The sequence below is a fragment of the Rubinisphaera margarita genome (assembly GCF_022267515.1).
GTDB classification, from domain to species: domain Bacteria; phylum Planctomycetota; class Planctomycetia; order Planctomycetales; family Planctomycetaceae; genus Rubinisphaera; species Rubinisphaera margarita.
This window is the reverse complement of the sequence record NZ_JAKFGB010000020.1, coordinates 284277-303622: the sequence shown is the minus strand read 5'-3', so window position 1 is coordinate 303622 and position 19346 is coordinate 284277. Positions and strand designations below refer to the sequence as shown.

Genomic DNA, 19346 nt, shown 5'->3' with positions numbered 1-19346 from the left:
GTGGGAGACATCCGAGTTTCCTAGCTAAAGACTGGAGTGTGTTTGGACCCCGCAACTGAAGTTTCAGTAAAAACACTGAGCAGCTCACAAAGAAAGTTAGTGACAGGGAGCACCACTTCCCCTTGTGTCGAATCGCTCGATTGCGCGGAAGATCCCCGTTGTTCCGGGTGCTCTCATGTGTTTACAGGAAGTACATCAGGAGCTTGGGACGCAATCGGCACATGAGAGCCGCAGAACCTGCATAGTCGATCGATGTCGGATGTTCGACAGGAAGCGTCGGACGCAGGACATTCGGAGCGGGGGTCATTACCCAGGCAGCGGTCTGATGTTCAGCGATCGGGGGCTGCGCTTTCATTTTCCGGGCCGATTCCGTACGGTTCTCAGGTCTGATGTCCCGACTTCCAGAACCCGCTTTTCATCGACCGACAAGGCTGTTGCACACAATGTTTCAAAAGGTCTCCGATTCCGACTTCATTCGCGGCGAACATTCGGCTCTGAAGTTCTGGTCCAGCCGCGAGATTTTCCGCAAGCTGCGGGAAAAGAACGCCGGTCGCCCGAAATGGTCGTTCCTGGATGGCCCGATCACGGCCAACAACCCCATGGGCGTGCACCATGCGTGGGGACGGACGTATAAGGATGCATTTCAGCGCTATTTCGCCATGTCCGGGCACGAACTTCGCTATCAGAACGGATTCGACTGCCAGGGCCTGTGGGTCGAAGTCGAGGTGGAAAAGCAGCTCGGCCTCGGCACCAAGACCGCGATCAACGATTACGGCATCGATCAGTTCGTGAACGAATGCAAGCGTCGTGTGCTCAATTTCGCGGCTCGCCAGACTGAACAGTCGCAGCGGCTCGGCTACTGGATGGAGTGGGACAGCCCGAACGAACTGCGGAAACTGGCCGAGAACGTTGGCTCAGACGGAGCCATCGAGTACGAAACGGCTCGCGGCGAGAAAGTCTCTGATGCGGCTCATCGGATCGTCTCCAGGCTCGGCAACCCCGACTGGGGCGGGTCGTACTTCACCTTCTCGACCGAGAACAACGAAACGATCTGGACCTTCCTGAAGAAGTGTTTCAATCGCGGCAAGGTCTATCGCGGTCACGATGTCATGCCCTGGTCGGGCCGCAGCGGCAGTGCGTACTCGCAGATGGAAATCGCCGACGGCCGCAAACTGACTGTGCACCGTTCGCTGTTCGTGAAGTTCCCCCTGAAAGAGCGGGAAAACGAAAGCCTGCTCGTCTGGACGACGACGCCGTGGACGCTGACCAGCAACGTCGCGGCCGCTGTGAATCCGGATCTCGATTACCTCAAAGTCCGCATGAAGCGGGACGGGCAGATCTACTACTTCGCCAAAGAGAACCTCAACTACAAGCGACTCGACAAAGAGTTCAAGGAAGGCTTTGGACGACCCGAATGGTCCTGGCCGGACGACATCGGCAAGCTGAAGACGCTGGCCCAGATTCTTAAGGAACAGGGCGGCTTCGAAGAGCTGGGCACCATCAAGGGAGCCGAGATGGTCGGATGGAAATACACCGGCCCCTTCGATGAACTTCCCGCTCAGAGCCAGCCGGGCGGCTATCCTCCGGAAAAGAACCTGATGGACAAGACCGCGGTCGATTGCCATCTGGTCGTCGATGGCGGTCGCGATTCCAAAGGCAACGCCCACGTCGTCGCCGGCGAAGGAACCGGGATTGTCCACACCGCCCCCGGTTGCGGGGATGTCGACCATAAAATCGGGATCGAGCTGGGAATCGTCGGCATTGCTCCACTCGGCGAGAACGGATTGTTCCAGGAAGGCTTCGGCGAATTCACCGGCCGGAATGCGATCGATCAGGAAACGGTCGATCTGGTGATCGAAAAGCTGCAGGAAAAGGGCCTGCTGGTTTCGGTCGAGAAGTATCCGCACATCTATCCGCACTGCTGGCGAACGGGGGACGAACTTGTCTTCCGACTGGTCGACGAATGGTTCATCGACATGGACTGGCGGGAAGAGATCAAGGACGTCACCCGGCAGATCAAATGGCTGCCCGACAGCATCGACGGCCAGAACCGCGAGGTCGAATGGCTGACTAACATGCGGGACTGGATGATCTCCAAGAAACGCTTCTGGGGTCTGGCTCTGCCGATCTGGATCAATCCGGATGATCCGAGTGACTTCGAAGTCATCGGCTCGCTGGCGGAATTGAAAGAACGGGCTGTCGAAGGCTGGGACGTTCTCGAAGGGAATACGCCTCACCGTCCGTGGATCGACGCGGTCAAAATCAAGAGCGAGAAAACCGGGGCGGTTCTGTCTCGCATTGAAGACGTCGGCAACCCGTGGCTCGACGCGGGGATCACCCCCTTCTCCACGATGGGTTACAACACGCATCGCGACATGTGGGAGAAGTGGTACCCGGCCGACTTCGTCACCGAATGTTTCCCCGGCCAGTTCCGTAACTGGTTCTACTCGCTGCTGTCGCTCTCCACGATGATGCGGTACGACGAGACCGATGATCCGGCGATGAAGCGCCCCTTCAAAACGCTGCTCGGACACCGCCTGGTCATGGATGAACTCGGCCGGCCGATGCACAAGTCGGATGGCACGGCGATCTGGTTTGAAGAAGCGGCCGAACAGCTCGGCGTCGATACGCTTCGCTGGATGTACCTGAATCAGAACCCGGCGGTCGATCTGCGTTTCGGCCTGCGGGACAGAGATCAGCCAGTGGCTCTGGAAACGCCCGAAGGGACGATCACCGAAACCCTGGAAGGCTCGCCGACCTGCAAGGTGACCAGCAAGCCGGCCGATGAAATTCGCCGCCAGTTCCTGATTCCGCTGTGGAACTCGTACGCGTTCTTCGTGAACTACGCCCGCCTCGATGAGTTCAACCCGAACGATGAACAGATTCCGTATGCGGACCGGCAGGAGATCGACCGCTGGATTCTGTCCCGGCTGCAGACGTTGATTCAAGTCGCTCACGAGAGCTTTCAGGCGTACGACACGTCCCGCTTCGTGACGACCGCCGGACAGTTCATCGACGATCTGTCGAACTGGTACATCCGCCGCAATCGCCGCCGGTTCTGGCGGAGCAAGGATGTCAACGACAGCGACAAACGAGCCGCCTACCAGACGCTGCACGAAGTGATTGTGACGCTCTGCCAGCTGCTCGCGCCTGTGATCCCCTTCCTGGCGGAGCGGATTTACCAGAATCTGGTGTTCGGCCGGGATCTCGTGGCTGGAAACGCCGACAGTTCCGCGGACTCCAGCTGGCCCGAATCGGTCCATCTCTGCGATTATCCCCAGGTGAAGGCGGAACTGCTCGATGAAGAGCTGAATGCCCGCACCGCGACCGCTCAGCGGGTCGTCAAACTGGGGCACCAGGTTCGCGAGATGACCAACATGCGCGTTCGCCAGCCGCTCGCCGAGATTCGTGTCACATGCAGCGATGCGGCTCAGAAGGCGGCGATCGAACAGTTCGCGGGCGTGATTCAGGACGAGCTCAACGTTAAGAAGATCACCGCGGTCGAGAATCTCGATGGCATCGTTCAGTACGCCTATAAGCCAAATCTGAAGACCGTCGGCCCGAAATATGGCAAGTTACTCGGCAAGATCCGACAGGACCTTCCGAACCTCGACGGACAGCTGCTCGCACCGCTGCGGTCGGGTCAGGCGGTGACGGTCGAAATCGGGGGCGAATCGATCACGCTGGAGCCGGAAGATGTCCTCGTGAGCACCGAGCAGTCGAGCGAATGGGGAACGGCTGACGAGCAGGGTGTCCAGGTGGCGATTTCGACCGTTCTGAGTGAGGAACTCATTGCCGAAGGAATGGCTCGCGACTTCGTCCGACATATCCAGCAGGCCCGCAAGGACGCCAATCTCGAAATCGAAGACCGCATCCAGATTCGCTACGCGGCAGGAGAAGACCAGATCCAGCAGATGATCGAGGCGTGGCAGGACTACATCTCCACCGAAACGCTGGCTGACTCCATCTCCCGTCAGGACAGCGTTCAGAACGGGAAGACGGTCAACGTCGGCGATTTTTCGGTTGATCTCGCAGTAGCGGTCAGCTGAAGGCGGTCAGTTGTTCCAGCCGGCGAAGATCTACTGGAGTGACGCCGAAATTCAACGTTTCCTCCCCCTGCGGGCCGCAGAGACGATTGACAGTTCAGTAGTTGGCGGATAATTTTATAGAAGCACCGGGGTGCAATCTTGCAAAGATTGCGCTTCCATTTTTTGCATTGATTGATGAATCGCGGCGGTCCTGCCAGACGTTAAAGAGGCGAGAAACTGCGATTGAAGTCAATATCCACTCGAATTCTCCGGAATTCGTTGGACTGTTTGTCAGCGTGTCAGGAGCGGGCAATGTGGAGTTGCGTGAGATGACCAACGATCGAGGTCAAAAATGATCGTAACCGTCATTCTTGCGGCAATTCTCCGGTTTGCTGTCCTCCGCGTGAAGCAAATCAGCAGAAAGGCAACTCTTATGTGAGCGCCGAAATGTGGGATTTTCCCCATCTCAGTCATCGCATGGAGTTCCCTGGAACTGCCGATGGCACAGAACGGTTCGATAGAAGTGGGTTTTTTGGAACCCGCTTTTTTATTTTTACAGCGGAATAAATTGCCGAGTTGTCGCGGGCGGGGAATGTCACCCGGACGGAATTCTGTCAGCGACCTCTAGAATGACGCGATGAGACCATCGCGCTTTCGTTCGGAAGGAGAAATATGAACGCCAGTGAAGTCCTCAGAATTGTCGATGCCATCCACCGGGACAAAAGCATCGATAAGGAAATTGTGTTCGAGGGCATCGAACAGGCGATCCTGACGGCGTTGCGAAAGTACTACGGTGAAGAAGACGAGCTTTCCGTCCTCATCGATCGAACCTCTGGCGAGCCGACCGTTACGCACAATGGGGAAGACCTGGATCCGGATATTCTGGGCCGCATTGCCGCTCAGACGGCCAAGCAGGTGATGATTCAGAAGATTCGTGAAGCCGAACGCGATTCTCTCTACGACGAATTCATCGAGCAGAAAAGTCAACTCATGACCGGCACGATCACCCGGCTTGAATACGGCGTGGCGACGGTCAATATTGGCAAGGCCGAGGCGATTCTGCCTCGCAGCGAACAGATTCCCGGCGAAAGCCACCGTGTGAATGAGCGGATCCGAGCCGTTATTCTGGATATCAAAAAGGCAGGCAGCCGTATCAAGATCGTGCTGTCCCGCGTGCATCCAGACTTCGTTCGACGGCTCTTTGAGATCGAAATTCCTGAAGTCGCTGAGAACGTGATTGAAGTTCGCTCGCTGGCTCGTGAAGCCGGTTACCGGACCAAAGTCGCCGTTTCCTGCTACGACAACAGCATTGATGCCGTCGGAGCCTGTGTGGGTGTCCGCGGAGCCCGTATTCGGAACATCGTCGACGAACTCAGCGGCGAGCGGATCGATATCGTTCGCTGGAACGATTCCCTGCAGGTGTTGATTCCTAACGCACTGCAGCCGGCCGAAGTCGAGGACGTAATTCTCTGCCCGATGCTGGGACGCGTCATCGTCCTGGTCCGGGACGATCAGCTGTCGCTCGCAATTGGCAAGAAAGGTCAGAACGTTCGACTGGCGTCGAAACTGGTCGGCTGGGACATCGAAGTGATGACTCGCGATGAACTGGACGAGCAGCTTGAGCGCTCCGTGGCCGCTTTTTCGCAGGTTCCGGACCTTTCCGAAGATCTGGCCGAGTCGCTGGTTTCCCAGGGCTTCTTCAGCTTTGACGACCTGTCGGTCATCGAGCCGGAGCATCTGATCGAACTAAGCGGGTTGTCTGCTGAGCAGTGCGATGAAATCATTGCGTACGCAGACGTCGAAAGTCTGCGACTCGAGGAAGAAGAAAAGATCGCCAAAGCCGCGGCTCGAACTGCTCGAGCTCAGGAAAAACTGGCGGTTCCAAGCAGTGGAGGCACATCCTCCGAACAGTCGGCTCCGAGCGTCTCCACAGCTGTAGAGACCAGTGAAGCTCCGACGGAGGAAGCACCGGTCGCGGAAGCCACCGCAGAGGAGGCTTCCACAGAAGAACCCGGTGAGGAAACAGCGGAAGTCGGTACAACCGAAGAAACTGAAGTTGCTCCGGAATCGGCTGAAACGCGGATCGATCCGCAGGCTTCTGTCGAAGAAGAAGCCGTTCTTGGAGAAGAGGCAGAAGTTCAGGATGTGACTCAACCCGGAGCCGAAGGTGGCGTCGAGGAAGACGAACAAAAACCGGAACAAGAGGCGTGATCAGGAAATGGCACGTCTCAGATTGTCATTTTTCCTGAAGAACTGGACAAGACGTAAGGACAGGACAGGTCATTCACTGCGTGTGATCGATCTGATCCGGTTCACAGAGGGTTTATCAGAGGGGTTGCGTTTTGAAGATACGGATTTTCGCTTTGGCGAAAGAGCTCGATTACGATAGTAAAGAGCTGATCAAGCATTGCAACGATGCAGGAATTCCCGTGAAAAGCTCGGCTCTGGCCAGCATTTCTCCAGAAGAGCGGGACCATTTGCTGAACTACCTTGATTCGCTGAAAGGCAACAAGGTGGCGACAGCGTCCTCATCGTCCGCCCAGACTCCGTCTCCCGAATTCGCTCCCGAAAAGACCGTCGGCAAGGTGCGATCGATTCGTACCATGACCCCGCGTCCGACGCCGAGTCCGCGTCAGGAAGAGCCGAAGCAGGCTCCTCCCGCTGCAGAGCAGCCTCCCGCAGAGGAAGTTGCCGAGGAACCGCAGGAAGAGCAGGAAGTTCAGGCTCCCGAAGTCGCCGCCGAAGCGGAAGAGCCGAAGACTGCTCCTGAAGAAAAACAGGTTCCGGAAGTTGTCGCCGAGACTGAGGCGCCAGCAGCTCGCGAAGCTGAGCCCGAAACAGAAGCCGTCGCCGATGCTTCTGTCGAGGAGAGCGTCGAAGACGATGACTCGGATGAGTCCTCTCCGACGCAGCCGGAATACATGTCCCCCACGGGCAATCTCGGCTCGAAGATCCGGGATATGAAGCCACGGGCCAGTATCCAGGAATCAGGACCGCGTAAGCCGAAGCCGAAACCCCGTCCGGCGATGCCGAGTCTGGCGACTCCCCCGAAATTCAAGACCGAAGGTCCGGTCCGCAAAAAGGATGAAGCGCCGGCTCAGAAACCGGACGTGAAGCTCACGGCGGAAATTCTGGATGGCCAGAGCCCGCTTGCCGCACACATCCGCAAGCACGGCGAAGATAAAACACGAGGTAAGGGCGGCAAAGCTCCAGGCGCGACGGAGTCGGACGATCGTCCCAAGACACGCGGCCGGTTCGGCGGCGTTGCCGATCGCGAAATCCGCCGCGGCCAGCGTGGTCGACGCAAAACATCCGAAGACGATCGTGATGATTCGCTGTCAGGACGTCGTGGCATCCGCCAGCGTCGGAATCGCAATGTCGAGTACAAATCGTCCGCGATGATCGAACAGCCGATTACGGTGCGAAGCCTTTCGGAAGCCATGGGGCGTCCCGCGAAGGACCTGCTGACGATTCTGTTCAAGCAGGGCATCATGGCCCAGATCAACGATTCGCTCGACGAAGACACGGCGACCGATCTGGCCATCGAACTGGGTGTCGACCTGACCATCAAACGCGAGGAAAGTGTCGAAGACCTGCTCGCTCTGCGACGGGAACAGGAATTCGAGGCCAACGACCTGATTTCCCGTCCGCCGATCGTGACGATTCTCGGTCACGTCGACCACGGAAAGACCACCCTGGTCGATACGCTTCGCACGTCCAACGTGGTTGCCGGCGAAGCCGGGGGAATCACGCAGCATATCGCGGCCTACCAGGTTGAAAAGAACGACCAGAAGATCACCTTCGTCGATACGCCGGGTCATGCCGCGTTCGGGGAGATGCGATCTCGCGGTGCGAACGTCACCGACATCATCGTGCTCGTGGTCGCCGCCAACGACGGCGTCATGCCACAGACGGTCGAATGTATCAGTCACGCCAAAGCGGCTGGTGTGCCGATGATCGTGGCTATGAACAAGGTCGACCTGCCCGATGTGAACGAACAGAAAGTTCTTCAGGAACTCGCTTCGCACGACGTGCTCGTTTCCGAATGGGGTGGCGACGTCGAAGTCGTTCGAACTTCTGGTCTGAAGAACATCGGAATCGACGATCTGCTGGAAACAATTCTCCTGACCGCGGAACTTCACGAGTACAAAGCCGCTCCGAGTGCCGATGCCTACGGGGCCTGCCTCGAAGCCTTCCGCGACGAAGGACGTGGTCCCATTGCCTGGGCGATCGTCCAGCAGGGAACCTTGCGCGTCGGAGACGTGATTGTCTGCGGCACGGCTTACGGACGTGTGCGGGCGATGTTCAACGACTACGACCAGGAACTGACCGAAGCCGGTCCGTCCCAGCCTGTGCGAATTGCCGGTCTCGATACCGTCCCCGCTGCCGGAGATCACTTCTTTGTGATGCCCGACATCGAAGAGGCGCGAACGATTGCCGAGCAACGCATTCATCAGGGGCGAACCGAGTCTCTCGCGAGCCGTGGTGGTCCGAAAACGCTGGAACAGATCCTGGGAAGCGGCGGCGAGAAGAAGCTGCCCGTTATTCTCAAGGCCGATACACCAGGCTCAATCGAAGCCCTGCGTGGCGAAATCGAGAAGTTTGAACATCCGGAAGTCCGCACCGAGATTCTGCATTCGAACGTCGGTGGCGTGAACGAGAGCGACGTGTCGCTGGCCGCGGCGTCGGGAGCGATCATCATCGCCTTCCACGTCATCGCCGAAGACCGGGCCGCTCACCTCGCCCAGAACGAGGGTGTCGATATTCGCCGGTACAACATTATCTACGAGATCACGCAGGATATTAAGCGGGCTCTCGAAGGGTTGCTGTCACCGGAAACCGTTGAGGTCTCCACAGGCCGCGCGATCGTCCTCCAGACCTTCAGCATCAGCCGCACGGGAACGATTGCCGGTTGTCGCGTGCTGAACGGCACGATCGACCGCAATGATCGCGTGCACGTGATTCGGGACCAGACCATCATTAACAACTATTCGATCGCTTCGCTGCGACGCGAGAAGGAAGATGTGAAGACGGTTCGTGAAGGCATGGAATGCGGGATCCGGCTCGACGGGTTTAACGACATCAAGGAAGGCGACCTGCTCGAAGCATATCGCATCGATAAGCTGCAGCGGACACTGGATGATTAATGCTGACTGGCTTAATCACCGAGTTCTCTGTTTTCGCTCCCAAGAAGGAATCCGCACTGAATGTCGACACGTCGAACAGCTAAAGCTTCCCGAGCCGTGCGGGAAGTGATCAGCACGGCGATCCTGTTCGAACTGAACGATCCCCGCATCAAGAACGTAACCGTCCTCGACGTCGATGTCGCCACGGACATGCGTTCGGCCAAGGTCTATGTCAGCGTCATGGGCGATGAGAAGTCGCAGCAGTTGAGCCTCCACGGCCTCAACTCCGCTCGTGGCTTCCTGCAGAAGCTCGTCGCCGACCGCATTGACACCCGCTACACCCCCGTCCTCACGTTCGTGCTCGACAACAGCGTCAAAAAGAGCATCGAAACGGCGAAGATCCTTCGAGATCTCGCGATCGAACGGGGCGAAATTCCTGCCGAAGACGAAGTCGCGACCGACGACGAACTTTCTGCGGACCAACCGGACGACTCTGATTCGTCGACAGCAGACGACGAGACCGAAGACGACTCCGAGTCCCGCGAAGACGCCTGAGAGCCGGGAGCTGGCTCAACAGGCAGAAGCGATCATACACATACCGACTGAGGTGGACCTGCAATAATGTCAACAAACCGGATCAAAGCCGCTGACCGCACGAAAGTCTGTCAACAGATCGTCACGCAGCTGAAGAAGAAGTACGGGTCGCGCGTTCCAAAATCGGACCATAACGTTCTCGACTCCCTGCTGTTCGCCATCTGCCTTGAAGACGCGACGCACGAGCGTGCCGAGGCAACGATCGTCCGATTGCACGAAGCGTTCTTCGACTACAACGAAATCCGCGTCAGCTCCATCACTGAAGTTCAGCATGTCTTCGTTGAAGAATCCGAGCCGGAGTGGCGGGCTATGCGCGTCCGGGAGTCGCTGCAACAGGTCTTCGAAGGCCGCTACAGCTACGACCTCGAAGACTTCAAAAAGAAGAACCTGGATGCAGCCGAGAAGTACCTGAAGCAGATCAGCTCGCTGACACCATTCGTCATGTCTCACACGATGATGACGACGCTGGGGACACATACCGTCCCGGTCGACACTTCGTTGCTCAAGTGCAGCATCTGGCTGGGCCTGTTGCCTGAAGACGCCGACGTTTCCAACGGTTCCGATCAACTCAAAGCCGCTGTCCGCAAGGCCGATGTGCCGCAGTTCTTCCATCTGATTCACGAACTGGCTAACGACCCTGAGTACACGCCGATCTTTAACAGCCTGCCGGCTCCAACTCAGGAAGATCCGCTGGATGTCCTCAAGGGATCCATTGCCCGTCTGAAAGATTTGCTGGACGGCAAAGTGAAACCCGCCCCCGCGAAGGCGGTATCCTCGTCCGCCAAATCGAAGAGCAAAACCGCGGAAAAAGCTTCGTCCGGCAAGACCACCAAGAAGACGACGAAGAAGAAAGCCACCAAGAGCAGTGGCGGCGACAAAGCTCCGTCGAAGTCCGCTTCTAAAGCTTCGGCACCTCCCAAGAGCAGCACCGCGACCAAAAAGAAAACCAAAAAGAAGTCCTGAAACGACTCCTTCTTTTTGAGCCATAAGCCCACTCTGGCACGTCGCGTTCAATTGCAGATTCGGTTCCGTTCGAGTAGCCTCAGATCAGCGCTGGGACATGTGTTTGCGTCCCTGCGGACCTGCCTGAGTTTCATGCTGCCGGGAAAGCTCACCATCCGGCGGTTGTCACCGAACCACTGCGACCCGGGGTCACCTAGCGTTCCCCGAGTTCGAGGAGAAGCGCTATGCGTGCGGATTTCCTTCGATCGATCGCGTTCCTCGCAATCGGACTGATTTCAACAGAGTTAATCGAGGCCGGACCGGTTGAAGTCTTCCGCATCGGCGGGGACAACTGGGGTGATGTCGTCCCGGACGGCAAGGAAGTCGATGCCATCCATGGCGACTTCGTTCTTCGCAACGATCATGTCGTCGCCGTCGTCGCACAACCGCTCGCGACTCGCAATGCCAACATGACAACGCATGCTGTCGGCGGCTGTTTAATCGACTACACCACGCGTCTTCATCCCGCCGATCAGCTCACCGCGTACTACCCAGGCAGCCGCGTATATCCGTTCCGCTCCGTGCGGCTTCGGAACGCAGCTCATGAATCACTGGAGTTTGACGACCGCAATACCTTCTCGGATGAGCAGGCCATCGAGTTGACCATGATTGCGCCGGGCGCAGAAGATCGTGCGGAGATGCTGGTGACGTATCGGCTCGAAGCGGACAGTCCCCATCTGATCGTACGGCAGACGTTTCGCAATTCCGGCAAGTCGGAGGTCGACGTCCTGCTAAGCGATGATCTCCGCTACGATGCCGGCAAAGAGGATTCCATCAAGGCGGCCAATGGGAAGTCTGATCTGTTTTATACGGATGATCGCTACTGGGGCCAGGCATACGGTGTTTCGATTCCCGGTCGCACCGTGACCTCTCGCAGTGATTCCCGAACGTCTGTGTTGCGTTACGGTCGCGGGAGTCGCCAGCCGGATGTCACGCTGAAGCCCGGTGAGCAGTATTCCCTCGAAGTCAATCTGCTCGTCGCGGGCAATACATGCACATTGAGAAACCTTCATGCGTCGACTCACGACGATACTCCGGTCGCGTCGACGATCACCATCACCGGTGGGGGGCGTCGAATTCCGAATGCTCGTGTGGAGTTGACGCGGGACGGCGACTACTACGGCACGCTCTGGGCCGATGGCAGCGGACGGATCGATCAGAAGCTGCTGCAGGGAGACTACGCGCTCGCAGTCTCCTTCTGTGGTGTGCCTGTCGGAGCGTCATATCCGTTCGAAGTCAGTGAGGAAAGCGCTCTGATCGACCTGGAGGTTCCGCTTGAAGTCGGCACGCTTGAGATCGATGTCGACGGAGCAGACGGCACACCTCTTCCCTGCAAGGTCGAGTTGCGACGTCGGGGCGAATCAACGCCGCTCGATCTTGGTCCGGAGTCCGCAATCCGGCAGGTCAAGAACTTGCTCTATTTGCCTCGTGGCAAGGAAAACATCCTGCTTCCCGCCGGAGACTATGAAGCGATCATCAGTCACGGGCCGGAGTTCGACGCCGCCTTCATGGATGTCGCAGTGAAAGCGGACGGAACAACTCGTCTGACCGCTCAACTCGAGAGGACTGTCGACACAACCGGCTGGGTCAGTACCGAGTTTCACAGCCACAGCAGTCCCTCGGGGGATAACACTTCTCATCAGATGGGTCGCGTCCTCAACCTGCTGTGCGAACATCTCGAATATGCCCCCTGCACCGAACACAACCGCATCGATACTTACGCGCCGCATCTCAAGACATTGAAGATTGAAGATCTGCTGGCGACCTGCACGGGAATGGAACTGACAGGCAAACCGCTGCCACTCAATCATCAGAATGTGTTTCCGCTGAAGCATCATCCGGGCCAGCAGGATGGCGGAGCCCCCGTGACGGACGACAGCCCGGAAACCCAGCTGCAACGCGTCGCACTCTGGGACGATCGAAGTGAGAAAGTGGTACAGCAGAATCATCCCGATCTCGGCTGGCTGTTCTACGACAAGAACGGGGACGGCGTAAAAGACGAGGGGCACGCACAGTCGTTCCCTTACATCGACTGCATCGAGATCCACCCGCCATCCGCGGTGCTGAAGATTCCGGCTGATCTCGACGGCTCGACAGCAATCCCCAACAGTAACCGCGTCTTCAACTGGCTCCAGCTTCTCAACCAGGGATACCGTTTCACCGGCGTGGTCAATACCGATGCCCACTACAACTTTCATGGTTCGGGCGGATTGCGAAACTGGGTGAAGTGCTCGACCGATGTTCCGTCCGAAATCAAGACTGACGAAATCGTCGAACAGGTGACCAGGGGCTGCGTGATCATGTCGAACGGTCCATTCCTCACGGTTGAAGCCCGCCCAGCCGGTCAATCGAAAGGCAACCCGGTTCTGCCTGGTGGAGAGTTCGCGTGCCCAGACGGTAAAGTCGCACTGGCGATTTCCGTTCAATGTCCGAACTGGTTCGACATCGACCGTGTGTTCGTCCTCGCTAACGGCAAGCACGTTCCCGAACTCGACCTGACGCGGGAGAAGAATGCCGACATGTTCGGAGACGGAGCTGTGAAGTTCCGCCAGACACTCAACCACGAATTCCCAGCAGACACGCATCTGGTCGTGGTTGCCGCCGGGGAGAATTCCCAACTCGGTTCCGTGCTCGGCACCGGGTGGGGCTCGCAGCAGCCCACCGCGATCAGCAACCCTATTTTCGTCGATGTCGACGGCAATGGATTCGCCGCCAATAACGACGTGCTGGATGACGGCTTGCCGGTGAAGCAGCAGTAGACGGCTCGCGGTTTACCAGAACTTCCACCAGCTGCGGGCCTGGTCCGGCTCGCGGCTGTAGCCGACCGGCTGAGGCGGAGGAGCGGAAACAGCCCGTCGCTGCCGGCTCGATGTCAGCACTTGCCGTTCAGGGAGCAGAACGGCGCTCAATGCTCCTTCGCGGCCCCCCGTGGTGTCGCAGAGAATGCGGCGGTCGCCAAAGATGACGTCGCGAAACCAGACATGGCCGGAGACGACCGTCTGGCGGCAGTCGTCGGGGACGGGGTCTTCGGCGTAGTTCTTTTCGCACAGCCACTGGGGCCGGTTGAGTGAGAAGTCTTTCTGCCGCAGAATCCGCAGCTGCATCTCGGTCGGCGTCAGCGGATCGAGGCCGGCATGCACGACCAGATAGTCGGGATGCTCTACCACCCAGGGAAGATTGGCCAGAAAATCGCGATGGGCCTCCGGCAACGCTTCCTTCAGGGCCTTCAGGTCGCCGAAGGGTACGTCGTAAGAGGCGAATGTCGCTTCGGAATCGTAATGGTCGATCCAGCGTCCCGCCCAGTTGGAGTATTCCGGAGCGGGGATCAGACCCAGGGACGCGCACATCGCGAAATCGTGATTCCCCGCCACAGCTGTGGTCCGCGGGTGATAATCAACGAACTCGAGAATCATGTCGATTGTTTCGCGGGTTTCGGGACCACGGTCGACGAAGTCGCCCACGAACACGATCCAGCGTTCATCGAAACGGGGAGCATCCTGAATGCGATCCAGAATGATTCCGAGCTTGTCGACCTGACCGTGTACATCTCCGATTACGGCGATCGGCCCTGAAATATTTGTTTCGAGATCCATTTCGAAAACCATCTCTTCTTGCAAGTTCCCACTGTTTTCGGGTGTTGAACGATCACGGTATTCTGTCAGTTCCATTCCTCCGGGACAAGGTGAAGTCGAGCGGACACGCCTTCAAACCTGGGGTTGGTCCGTCAGAAAACTGTCCGGGACCGGTTAAACGGAACTTCTGGTCGAGCGATCCCGGCAGGTTTTGGGAGACCCGCCCCCTGGCGTTGGCCCTGGTTCCTCTCCGGCGATACAATGCGGGAAAGGCTGTTTTGGCTGTCACAGTCTGCTTCCAGCACGCATTCTCATGCATTCCTGTCTATCTGTCCGTCAGCCAGAGGAACGGAGTTAACGCGGCATGCCTGCCACCAATTCATTGAGACAACTGCACCTGACGCACCAGCAACTGGAGGACGCACGGCAACAGCTCGAACGAGGCCCGATTCAGATCAAAGCTCGCGAATCGATCGTCCGCAAGCGGGAGCAGGACCTGGTCGACTATCATGCTGAACTGAAGCGGCAGAAAATGTTCGCCGATTCGAAGTCGCTCGATCTGAATGCCCTGGAGAAGAAGATCGTCGATCTGAAGGTCAAATTGAACTCGGCTTCGTCCAATCGAGAGTTCGATATCTTCAAAGAGCAGATTCGCGCCGACGAAATGGCCATGTCCGTCCTGGAAGACGAGATTCTCGAGATCATTGACCGGGTTGATACCGAAACAGCCAAACAGGCCGATTACGAGCAGGCGGTCGTCAAAGCCAAAGAAGAACTCGATTCCTTCCGGTCTCAGTTCGAATCGAAATCCCGCGACCTTCAGGATTCCATCAAGGATCTTGAGAGGCATCTCGCCAGCCTGGAGAGTCTGCTGCCCAGCGAACCGAAGCAGCAATATCGCCGTTTGGTCGCCAGTCGCGGCGCAAAAGCGATGTCGGCCGTGTCCAACGGAGCCTGCGGAAACTGCTATGTGAATCTCACGGCTCAGCAGCGGATTCAGATCAAGACGGGAATCGTCCTGTTCTGCAGCAGCTGCGGCTCGTTGCTCTACATTGATGAAACGCTTTGAGACCCGACTGGTCAATCTGAACACAGAGTCTGCGGACAGGATTTTCGTGTGAAAAAATCTGGAGATTCGGATCAATCTCTCTTTCACAAACTCTTTCGACACCAGTTGCCGCTGGAGTCGGAGACGACGATTTTCATCCTCGTCAGCGCGCTCGATATCTTCATGACATGGATTCTGCTGTCGGGCGATGGCTTCCGCGAATCGAATCCGATCGCGAAATACTTCCTTGATCGCTGGGGCCGCAAGGGGTTCGTCGGTTTCAAGTTCGCCTCGGTCGCTGTCGTCTGCGTAATAGCCCAGATCGTCGCCTCGAAGAATCTTCGCCTCGCACGCCTGCTGCTTCTGTTCGGTACGGCTGTGGTGGGAGCGGTTGTCGTCTACAGCTTCGTGCTCTGGCTGCGGGCAAATGGTCTTGCGTAGCAAACTGGGCCGACTACCTTATAAGGACTCGTTCCGAATTGATGCCGCGAGACTGCTTCGCGTCTTCGGCTGCTTCGCACATACCTGCACGGACGACCGCTCTGCGACAGCCCGATCTATCTGGCTGAGACCTTCCCGGCGGTCAGTCTGCTGAACCTGCAACATCGAGATTGTCCCAACGAAAGAAGAACCGATGCCCGTTTCCTGTGATTCACAAGTCGTTGACCAGCTGAAAAAACATGAACAGGATCATCTGTTGCGGCACTGGGAAGAGCTTTCCGACTCCGAGCGGCAGCATCTGCAGGAGCAGTGCTCAAGCATCGATTTCGACGAGTTCAAGAAACTGATCGCACAGGCTTTCGATAAGGATTCCGGCAAGTCGATCGATCCGTCCGCCATCAGCCCGCTCACGCAGGCGATTCGGTTGCCTGAACAGGGTGAAGAACAGGCCTGGGTCGAAGCCCGCAAGACCGGTCATGAGATCCTTGATGCCGGCAAGGTCGGAGCCATTCTCGTCGCCGGCGGACAGGGAAGCCGACTTGGATTTCCGCATCCGAAAGGAATGTTCCCGGTCGGACCGGTCACCGATCGCACGCTGTTCCGGATTTTCTTTGAGCAACTCGTCGCCCTCTCAAAGAAGCATGGTGTTCGCATTCCGTACTTCATCATGACGAGCGACGCGACGCATCAGGAGACAATCGACTTCCTCAAGGAGAACGACTGGTTCGGCTATCCGGAAGAAGACGTCTTTCTCTTCAAGCAGGGAACGATGCCAGCCGTTGACGACCAGGAAGGCAAGATCCTCCTCAGTGAGAAGCATTCCATCGCCATGAGCCCGGATGGCCACGGCGGCCTGCTGAACGCATTGCATCGGGCGAATCTGTTCGAAGAAATGCAGCGGCGGGGAATCGAGTATCTGTACTACCATCAGGTCGACAATCCCTGCGTCAACATCTGCGATCCGGCCATGCTCGGATTCCACAAGCAACGCGAAGCCGAGATTTCCACCAAGGTCGTCGCCAAGCGGGACGCGGGGGAGAAGGTCGGCGTGCTGGCGGAAGTGAACGGCACGCAGATGATTATCGAATACAGCGACCTGCCGGAAGACATGTCCCGCGATACCGATGACTCGGGTGGACTCAAGTACTGGGCCGGCAACATCGCGATTCACGTGATGAATCGCGACTTGCTCGAACGGCTCGCCACTGGCGAAACCCGGCTGCCAGTGCATATTGCCCATAAGAAAGTGGGGCACGTACTCCCGGACGGCTCAGAAAAAGAAGCCGACTCGCCGAACGCTTACAAGTTCGAGCGGTTCATCTTCGACTCGATTCCACTCGCACAGAATCCCCTCGTCATCGAGACGTCCCGTCAGGAAGAGTTCAACCCGGTGAAGAACGCCGAAGGAGACGACTCTCCCGCCACGTCAAAAGCCGCCCTCAACGCCCGCGCCCATCGCTGGTTGCGGGACGCCGGCTACAAGGTCGACGAGAACGCAAGCATTGAGATCAGCCCGCTGGTGGCTCTGGATCATGAAGACCTTCGCGACAAACTTCAGCCCGAGCAGCTTGAAGGCGACTCGATTGTGCTGGAGCCCTAGCAGAGCTCAGGGTGTCGCAGACATTCCTCAGTCGTTGATAATCTTGCCGGAGTGCTCGTGCGTCACCGCCAGGGCGGTCCCGAAAGATTCTTTCGGGATGGCGCAAACCGCTCGCGGTGGGAGCGACGCGAAAGACAAGCCGCTTGTTGATTTGCAACACGGAGATGAATCTCTGTGTCCTCCCGGCTTGGGTTGCTTGCTCTTCAAGTCGATTGCAACGCTGGATCACGGCTGCGGCGGGTAGATGCCAAGGGCGCGCTTCTTCTCTTCAATCAATGCCACGTGATGCGGGATGTGACCGGTGATTCGTTTCAGCAGCACTTCGATGCTGATTTCTCCGTCGCGGGAGTGCTGACCGACCCGCTGGAACGCTTCTTCGGGGACATTGCTGAGAATCTCACGGATCTGCTGCCGGACGGCTCGCATCAGCGTGAGTTCGTTATCCAGATTTCGCACGTCGTAGCCGAGTCCTTCCGCGAAGGTATCGGGATCGCCGCCCATGAGCAGCGGTTTGTCTTCGACGAGGACCCGCTTGATGCGATCGGCGTAGATCGGCTCGAAGTCGGCCAGGTGACAGACGACCTCGCGTGTGGACCACTTACCGGGAACGGGGCGGGCGTCGATCTGTTCCGAGGTCATCTCCGAAATCATCTCGGCGAGTTGATCCGGGCCAGCGGCGTATTCTTCGAGAAGGTGAGCGTACTTCATCGCGTGTTCCTGCTTTCGATATTCGGGTCCATGATGATCAGAACTTTGTGCTGACCTTTCTCGGCTGCAGTCTGAAGAGCCTGATCGGCCTGCTGCAGCGGGAATCGTGACGTGATCAGCGACTCCACTTCGATCTCCTGATTGGCCAGCGCTTCAATGGCCCGAGGAAAGGGGCCGCACCGCGAACCAACCAGCCGCAATTCGTCGATGACAATTTGAGCCATGTCCAGATCGTATCGGCCCGCGATTGTCGTCTTCATCACAATTGTTCCGCGTGGACGAACCAGCTTCAAGGCCAGCTCCAGTCCCGATTCCGATCCGGTGCAGTCAACTACAACTTCGGCATTCCGCTCTGGGGTGAGTTCGTCGAGGACAATCGTGGTCAACCCACGGGCGCGGAATCGCTCCAGCTTGTTCGCATGCTTCCCAATTACGGTCACATTTCCACCCGCCGCGTCCAGCACCTGAGAGCACAGGTAACCGAGCCGGCCGTCGCCAAGGACGGTGACCGGTGTCCGCGGGGCGATCTCGATCTGTTCCAGAATTTCGAACGCGGCCGCCAGCGGTTCGATGAAGACCGCCTGCTCGTCGGGAATGCTGTCGGGGATCTCGTAGAGATTCTCTTCCGGAACGGCGATTCGTTCTGCGAAGCCTCCGCTTCGGCCGAGGATTCCAATTACGGTTCGATCCGCACAATGGTGCCGATTCTCGGGACAGCGATCACACCGGACCGTGGGGCAGCAATTGATATCCGGAGCCACGCGTTGGCCCTGATAGCGTCCCGAAGTCGGCACGCCGACGAATTCATGACCCGGAATTCCTTCAAATCCCATGTAGCCCTGAACCAGCTGCAGATCGGTCTCGCAGACGCCAGCCAGTTTGACGTCCAGGACGACTTCGTGCGGCAGCGGCTGAGGTTCAGGTAAATCCCTCTGCACCGTCAGACCATTGGCCGTCAGAACCAATCCCAGCATCCCTGATTCCTTTCCGTGTTTGTGTACGAACCGCGTAACCGGCTCAATCGTTCCGTTCGGCAACAACGGCAAGTTGCTCGTATCCCTCCGCGATGAATTTCAGGGAGGCATCGGGAAAGATGGCCACCGAGTGGAGTTTAGTGACCTATGTTTCCAAAAGGGAACGTCTCGTTTTCGGGACAGCGGCGAGGGTCTGCACTGTGCAGGGCCACTTCCCACGCTGCCCGAAAGTCCCGGAAATCCTCCAGATCGA

Annotated in this window: 13 protein-coding genes; 9 read left to right on the top strand and 4 right to left on the bottom strand. The window is 57.7% G+C overall.

Annotated features, from left to right (window positions below; genetic code table 11):
- Window positions 1–181: 181 nt before the first annotated feature.
- The gene (locus L1A08_RS19850; RefSeq protein WP_238758275.1) at window positions 182–355 is read right to left on the bottom strand and encodes a hypothetical protein; all 174 of its coding nucleotides are present in this window, start codon (window positions 353–355) and stop codon (window positions 182–184) included.
- A gap of 88 nt (window positions 356–443) precedes the next feature.
- On the opposite strand from L1A08_RS19850, the gene L1A08_RS19845 reads away from it, so the two are divergent.
- From L1A08_RS19845 to L1A08_RS19820, 6 genes are all read left to right on the top strand, one after another.
- The gene (locus tag L1A08_RS19845) at window positions 444–4049 is read left to right on the top strand and encodes a class I tRNA ligase family protein (protein WP_238758274.1); all 3606 of its coding nucleotides are present in this window, start codon (window positions 444–446) and stop codon (window positions 4047–4049) included.
- A 651-nt stretch (window positions 4050–4700) separates the two neighbouring features.
- Complete coding sequence (nusA, locus tag L1A08_RS19840) at window positions 4701–6239, top strand: transcription termination factor NusA (RefSeq protein WP_238758273.1); 1539 nt, start codon at window positions 4701–4703, stop codon at window positions 6237–6239.
- A gap of 131 nt (window positions 6240–6370) precedes the next feature.
- Window positions 6371–9175, top strand: coding sequence for a translation initiation factor IF-2 (gene infB, locus L1A08_RS19835; protein ID WP_261362970.1), 2805 nt, complete (start codon window positions 6371–6373; stop codon window positions 9173–9175).
- A gap of 60 nt (window positions 9176–9235) precedes the next feature.
- Window positions 9236–9709, top strand: coding sequence for a 30S ribosome-binding factor RbfA (rbfA, locus tag L1A08_RS19830; RefSeq protein WP_238758271.1), 474 nt, complete (start codon window positions 9236–9238; stop codon window positions 9707–9709).
- Window positions 9710–9775: 66 nt separating this feature from the next.
- Window positions 9776–10711, top strand: coding sequence for a hypothetical protein (locus L1A08_RS19825; protein WP_238758270.1), 936 nt, complete (start codon window positions 9776–9778; stop codon window positions 10709–10711).
- Window positions 10712–10935: 224 nt separating this feature from the next.
- Window positions 10936–13509, top strand: coding sequence for a CehA/McbA family metallohydrolase (locus L1A08_RS19820; RefSeq protein WP_238758269.1), 2574 nt, complete (start codon window positions 10936–10938; stop codon window positions 13507–13509).
- Between the two features lie 12 nt (window positions 13510–13521).
- Here L1A08_RS19820 and L1A08_RS19815 read toward each other — a convergent pair whose 3' ends face one another.
- The gene (locus L1A08_RS19815; protein WP_238758268.1) at window positions 13522–14343 is read right to left on the bottom strand and encodes a metallophosphoesterase; all 822 of its coding nucleotides are present in this window, start codon (window positions 14341–14343) and stop codon (window positions 13522–13524) included.
- A 343-nt stretch (window positions 14344–14686) separates the two neighbouring features.
- On the opposite strand from L1A08_RS19815, the gene L1A08_RS19810 reads away from it, so the two are divergent.
- From L1A08_RS19810 to L1A08_RS19800, 3 genes are all read left to right on the top strand, one after another.
- Window positions 14687–15391 carry a zinc ribbon domain-containing protein gene (locus L1A08_RS19810; RefSeq protein WP_238758267.1) on the top strand — a complete coding sequence of 235 codons (705 nt, stop codon included), beginning with the start codon at window positions 14687–14689 and terminating at the stop codon, window positions 15389–15391.
- A 48-nt stretch (window positions 15392–15439) separates the two neighbouring features.
- A complete protein-coding gene (locus L1A08_RS19805) occupies window positions 15440–15811 on the top strand; it encodes a DUF5658 family protein (protein ID WP_238758266.1) in 372 nt (123 codons plus the stop codon).
- 193 nt (window positions 15812–16004) lie between these two features.
- Window positions 16005–17411: a UTP--glucose-1-phosphate uridylyltransferase gene (locus L1A08_RS19800; protein WP_238758265.1), complete on the top strand. Its 1407-nt coding sequence runs from the start codon at window positions 16005–16007 to the stop codon at window positions 17409–17411.
- Window positions 17412–17636: 225 nt separating this feature from the next.
- Here the strand turns inward: L1A08_RS19800 and L1A08_RS19795 are convergent, their stop codons facing one another.
- Both L1A08_RS19795 and L1A08_RS19790 read right to left on the bottom strand, forming a co-directional pair.
- Window positions 17637–18119, bottom strand: a complete 483-nt coding sequence (locus tag L1A08_RS19795; RefSeq protein ID WP_238758264.1) for a DinB family protein — start codon at window positions 18117–18119, stop codon at window positions 17637–17639.
- A complete protein-coding gene (locus tag L1A08_RS19790) occupies window positions 18116–19093 on the bottom strand; it encodes an MDR/zinc-dependent alcohol dehydrogenase-like family protein (protein ID WP_238758263.1) in 978 nt (325 codons plus the stop codon). Before L1A08_RS19790 ends, L1A08_RS19795 begins: the two co-directional genes overlap by 4 nt.
- Between the last annotated feature and the right edge of the window lie 253 nt (window positions 19094–19346).

What these genes read in the sequence shown, in the direction of transcription:
- L1A08_RS19790 (WP_238758263.1), bottom strand. Translation starts at nt 19,093, where the DNA reads ATGCTGGGATTGGTTCTGACGGCCAATGGTCTGACGGTGCAGAGGGAT.
- L1A08_RS19800 (WP_238758265.1), top strand. Translation starts at nt 16,005, where the DNA reads ATGCCCGTTTCCTGTGATTCACAAGTCGTTGACCAGCTGAAAAAACAT.
- L1A08_RS19850 (WP_238758275.1), bottom strand. Translation starts at nt 355, where the DNA reads ATGAAAGCGCAGCCCCCGATCGCTGAACATCAGACCGCTGCCTGGGTA.
- rbfA (WP_238758271.1), top strand. Translation starts at nt 9,236, where the DNA reads ATGTCGACACGTCGAACAGCTAAAGCTTCCCGAGCCGTGCGGGAAGTG.
- L1A08_RS19810 (WP_238758267.1), top strand. Translation starts at nt 14,687, where the DNA reads ATGCCTGCCACCAATTCATTGAGACAACTGCACCTGACGCACCAGCAA.
- L1A08_RS19820 (WP_238758269.1), top strand. Translation starts at nt 10,936, where the DNA reads ATGCGTGCGGATTTCCTTCGATCGATCGCGTTCCTCGCAATCGGACTG.
- L1A08_RS19815 (WP_238758268.1), bottom strand. Translation starts at nt 14,343, where the DNA reads ATGGATCTCGAAACAAATATTTCAGGGCCGATCGCCGTAATCGGAGAT.
- nusA (WP_238758273.1), top strand. Translation starts at nt 4,701, where the DNA reads ATGAACGCCAGTGAAGTCCTCAGAATTGTCGATGCCATCCACCGGGAC.
- L1A08_RS19825 (WP_238758270.1), top strand. Translation starts at nt 9,776, where the DNA reads ATGTCAACAAACCGGATCAAAGCCGCTGACCGCACGAAAGTCTGTCAA.
- L1A08_RS19795 (WP_238758264.1), bottom strand. Translation starts at nt 18,119, where the DNA reads ATGAAGTACGCTCACCTTCTCGAAGAATACGCCGCTGGCCCGGATCAA.
- L1A08_RS19845 (WP_238758274.1), top strand. Translation starts at nt 444, where the DNA reads ATGTTTCAAAAGGTCTCCGATTCCGACTTCATTCGCGGCGAACATTCG.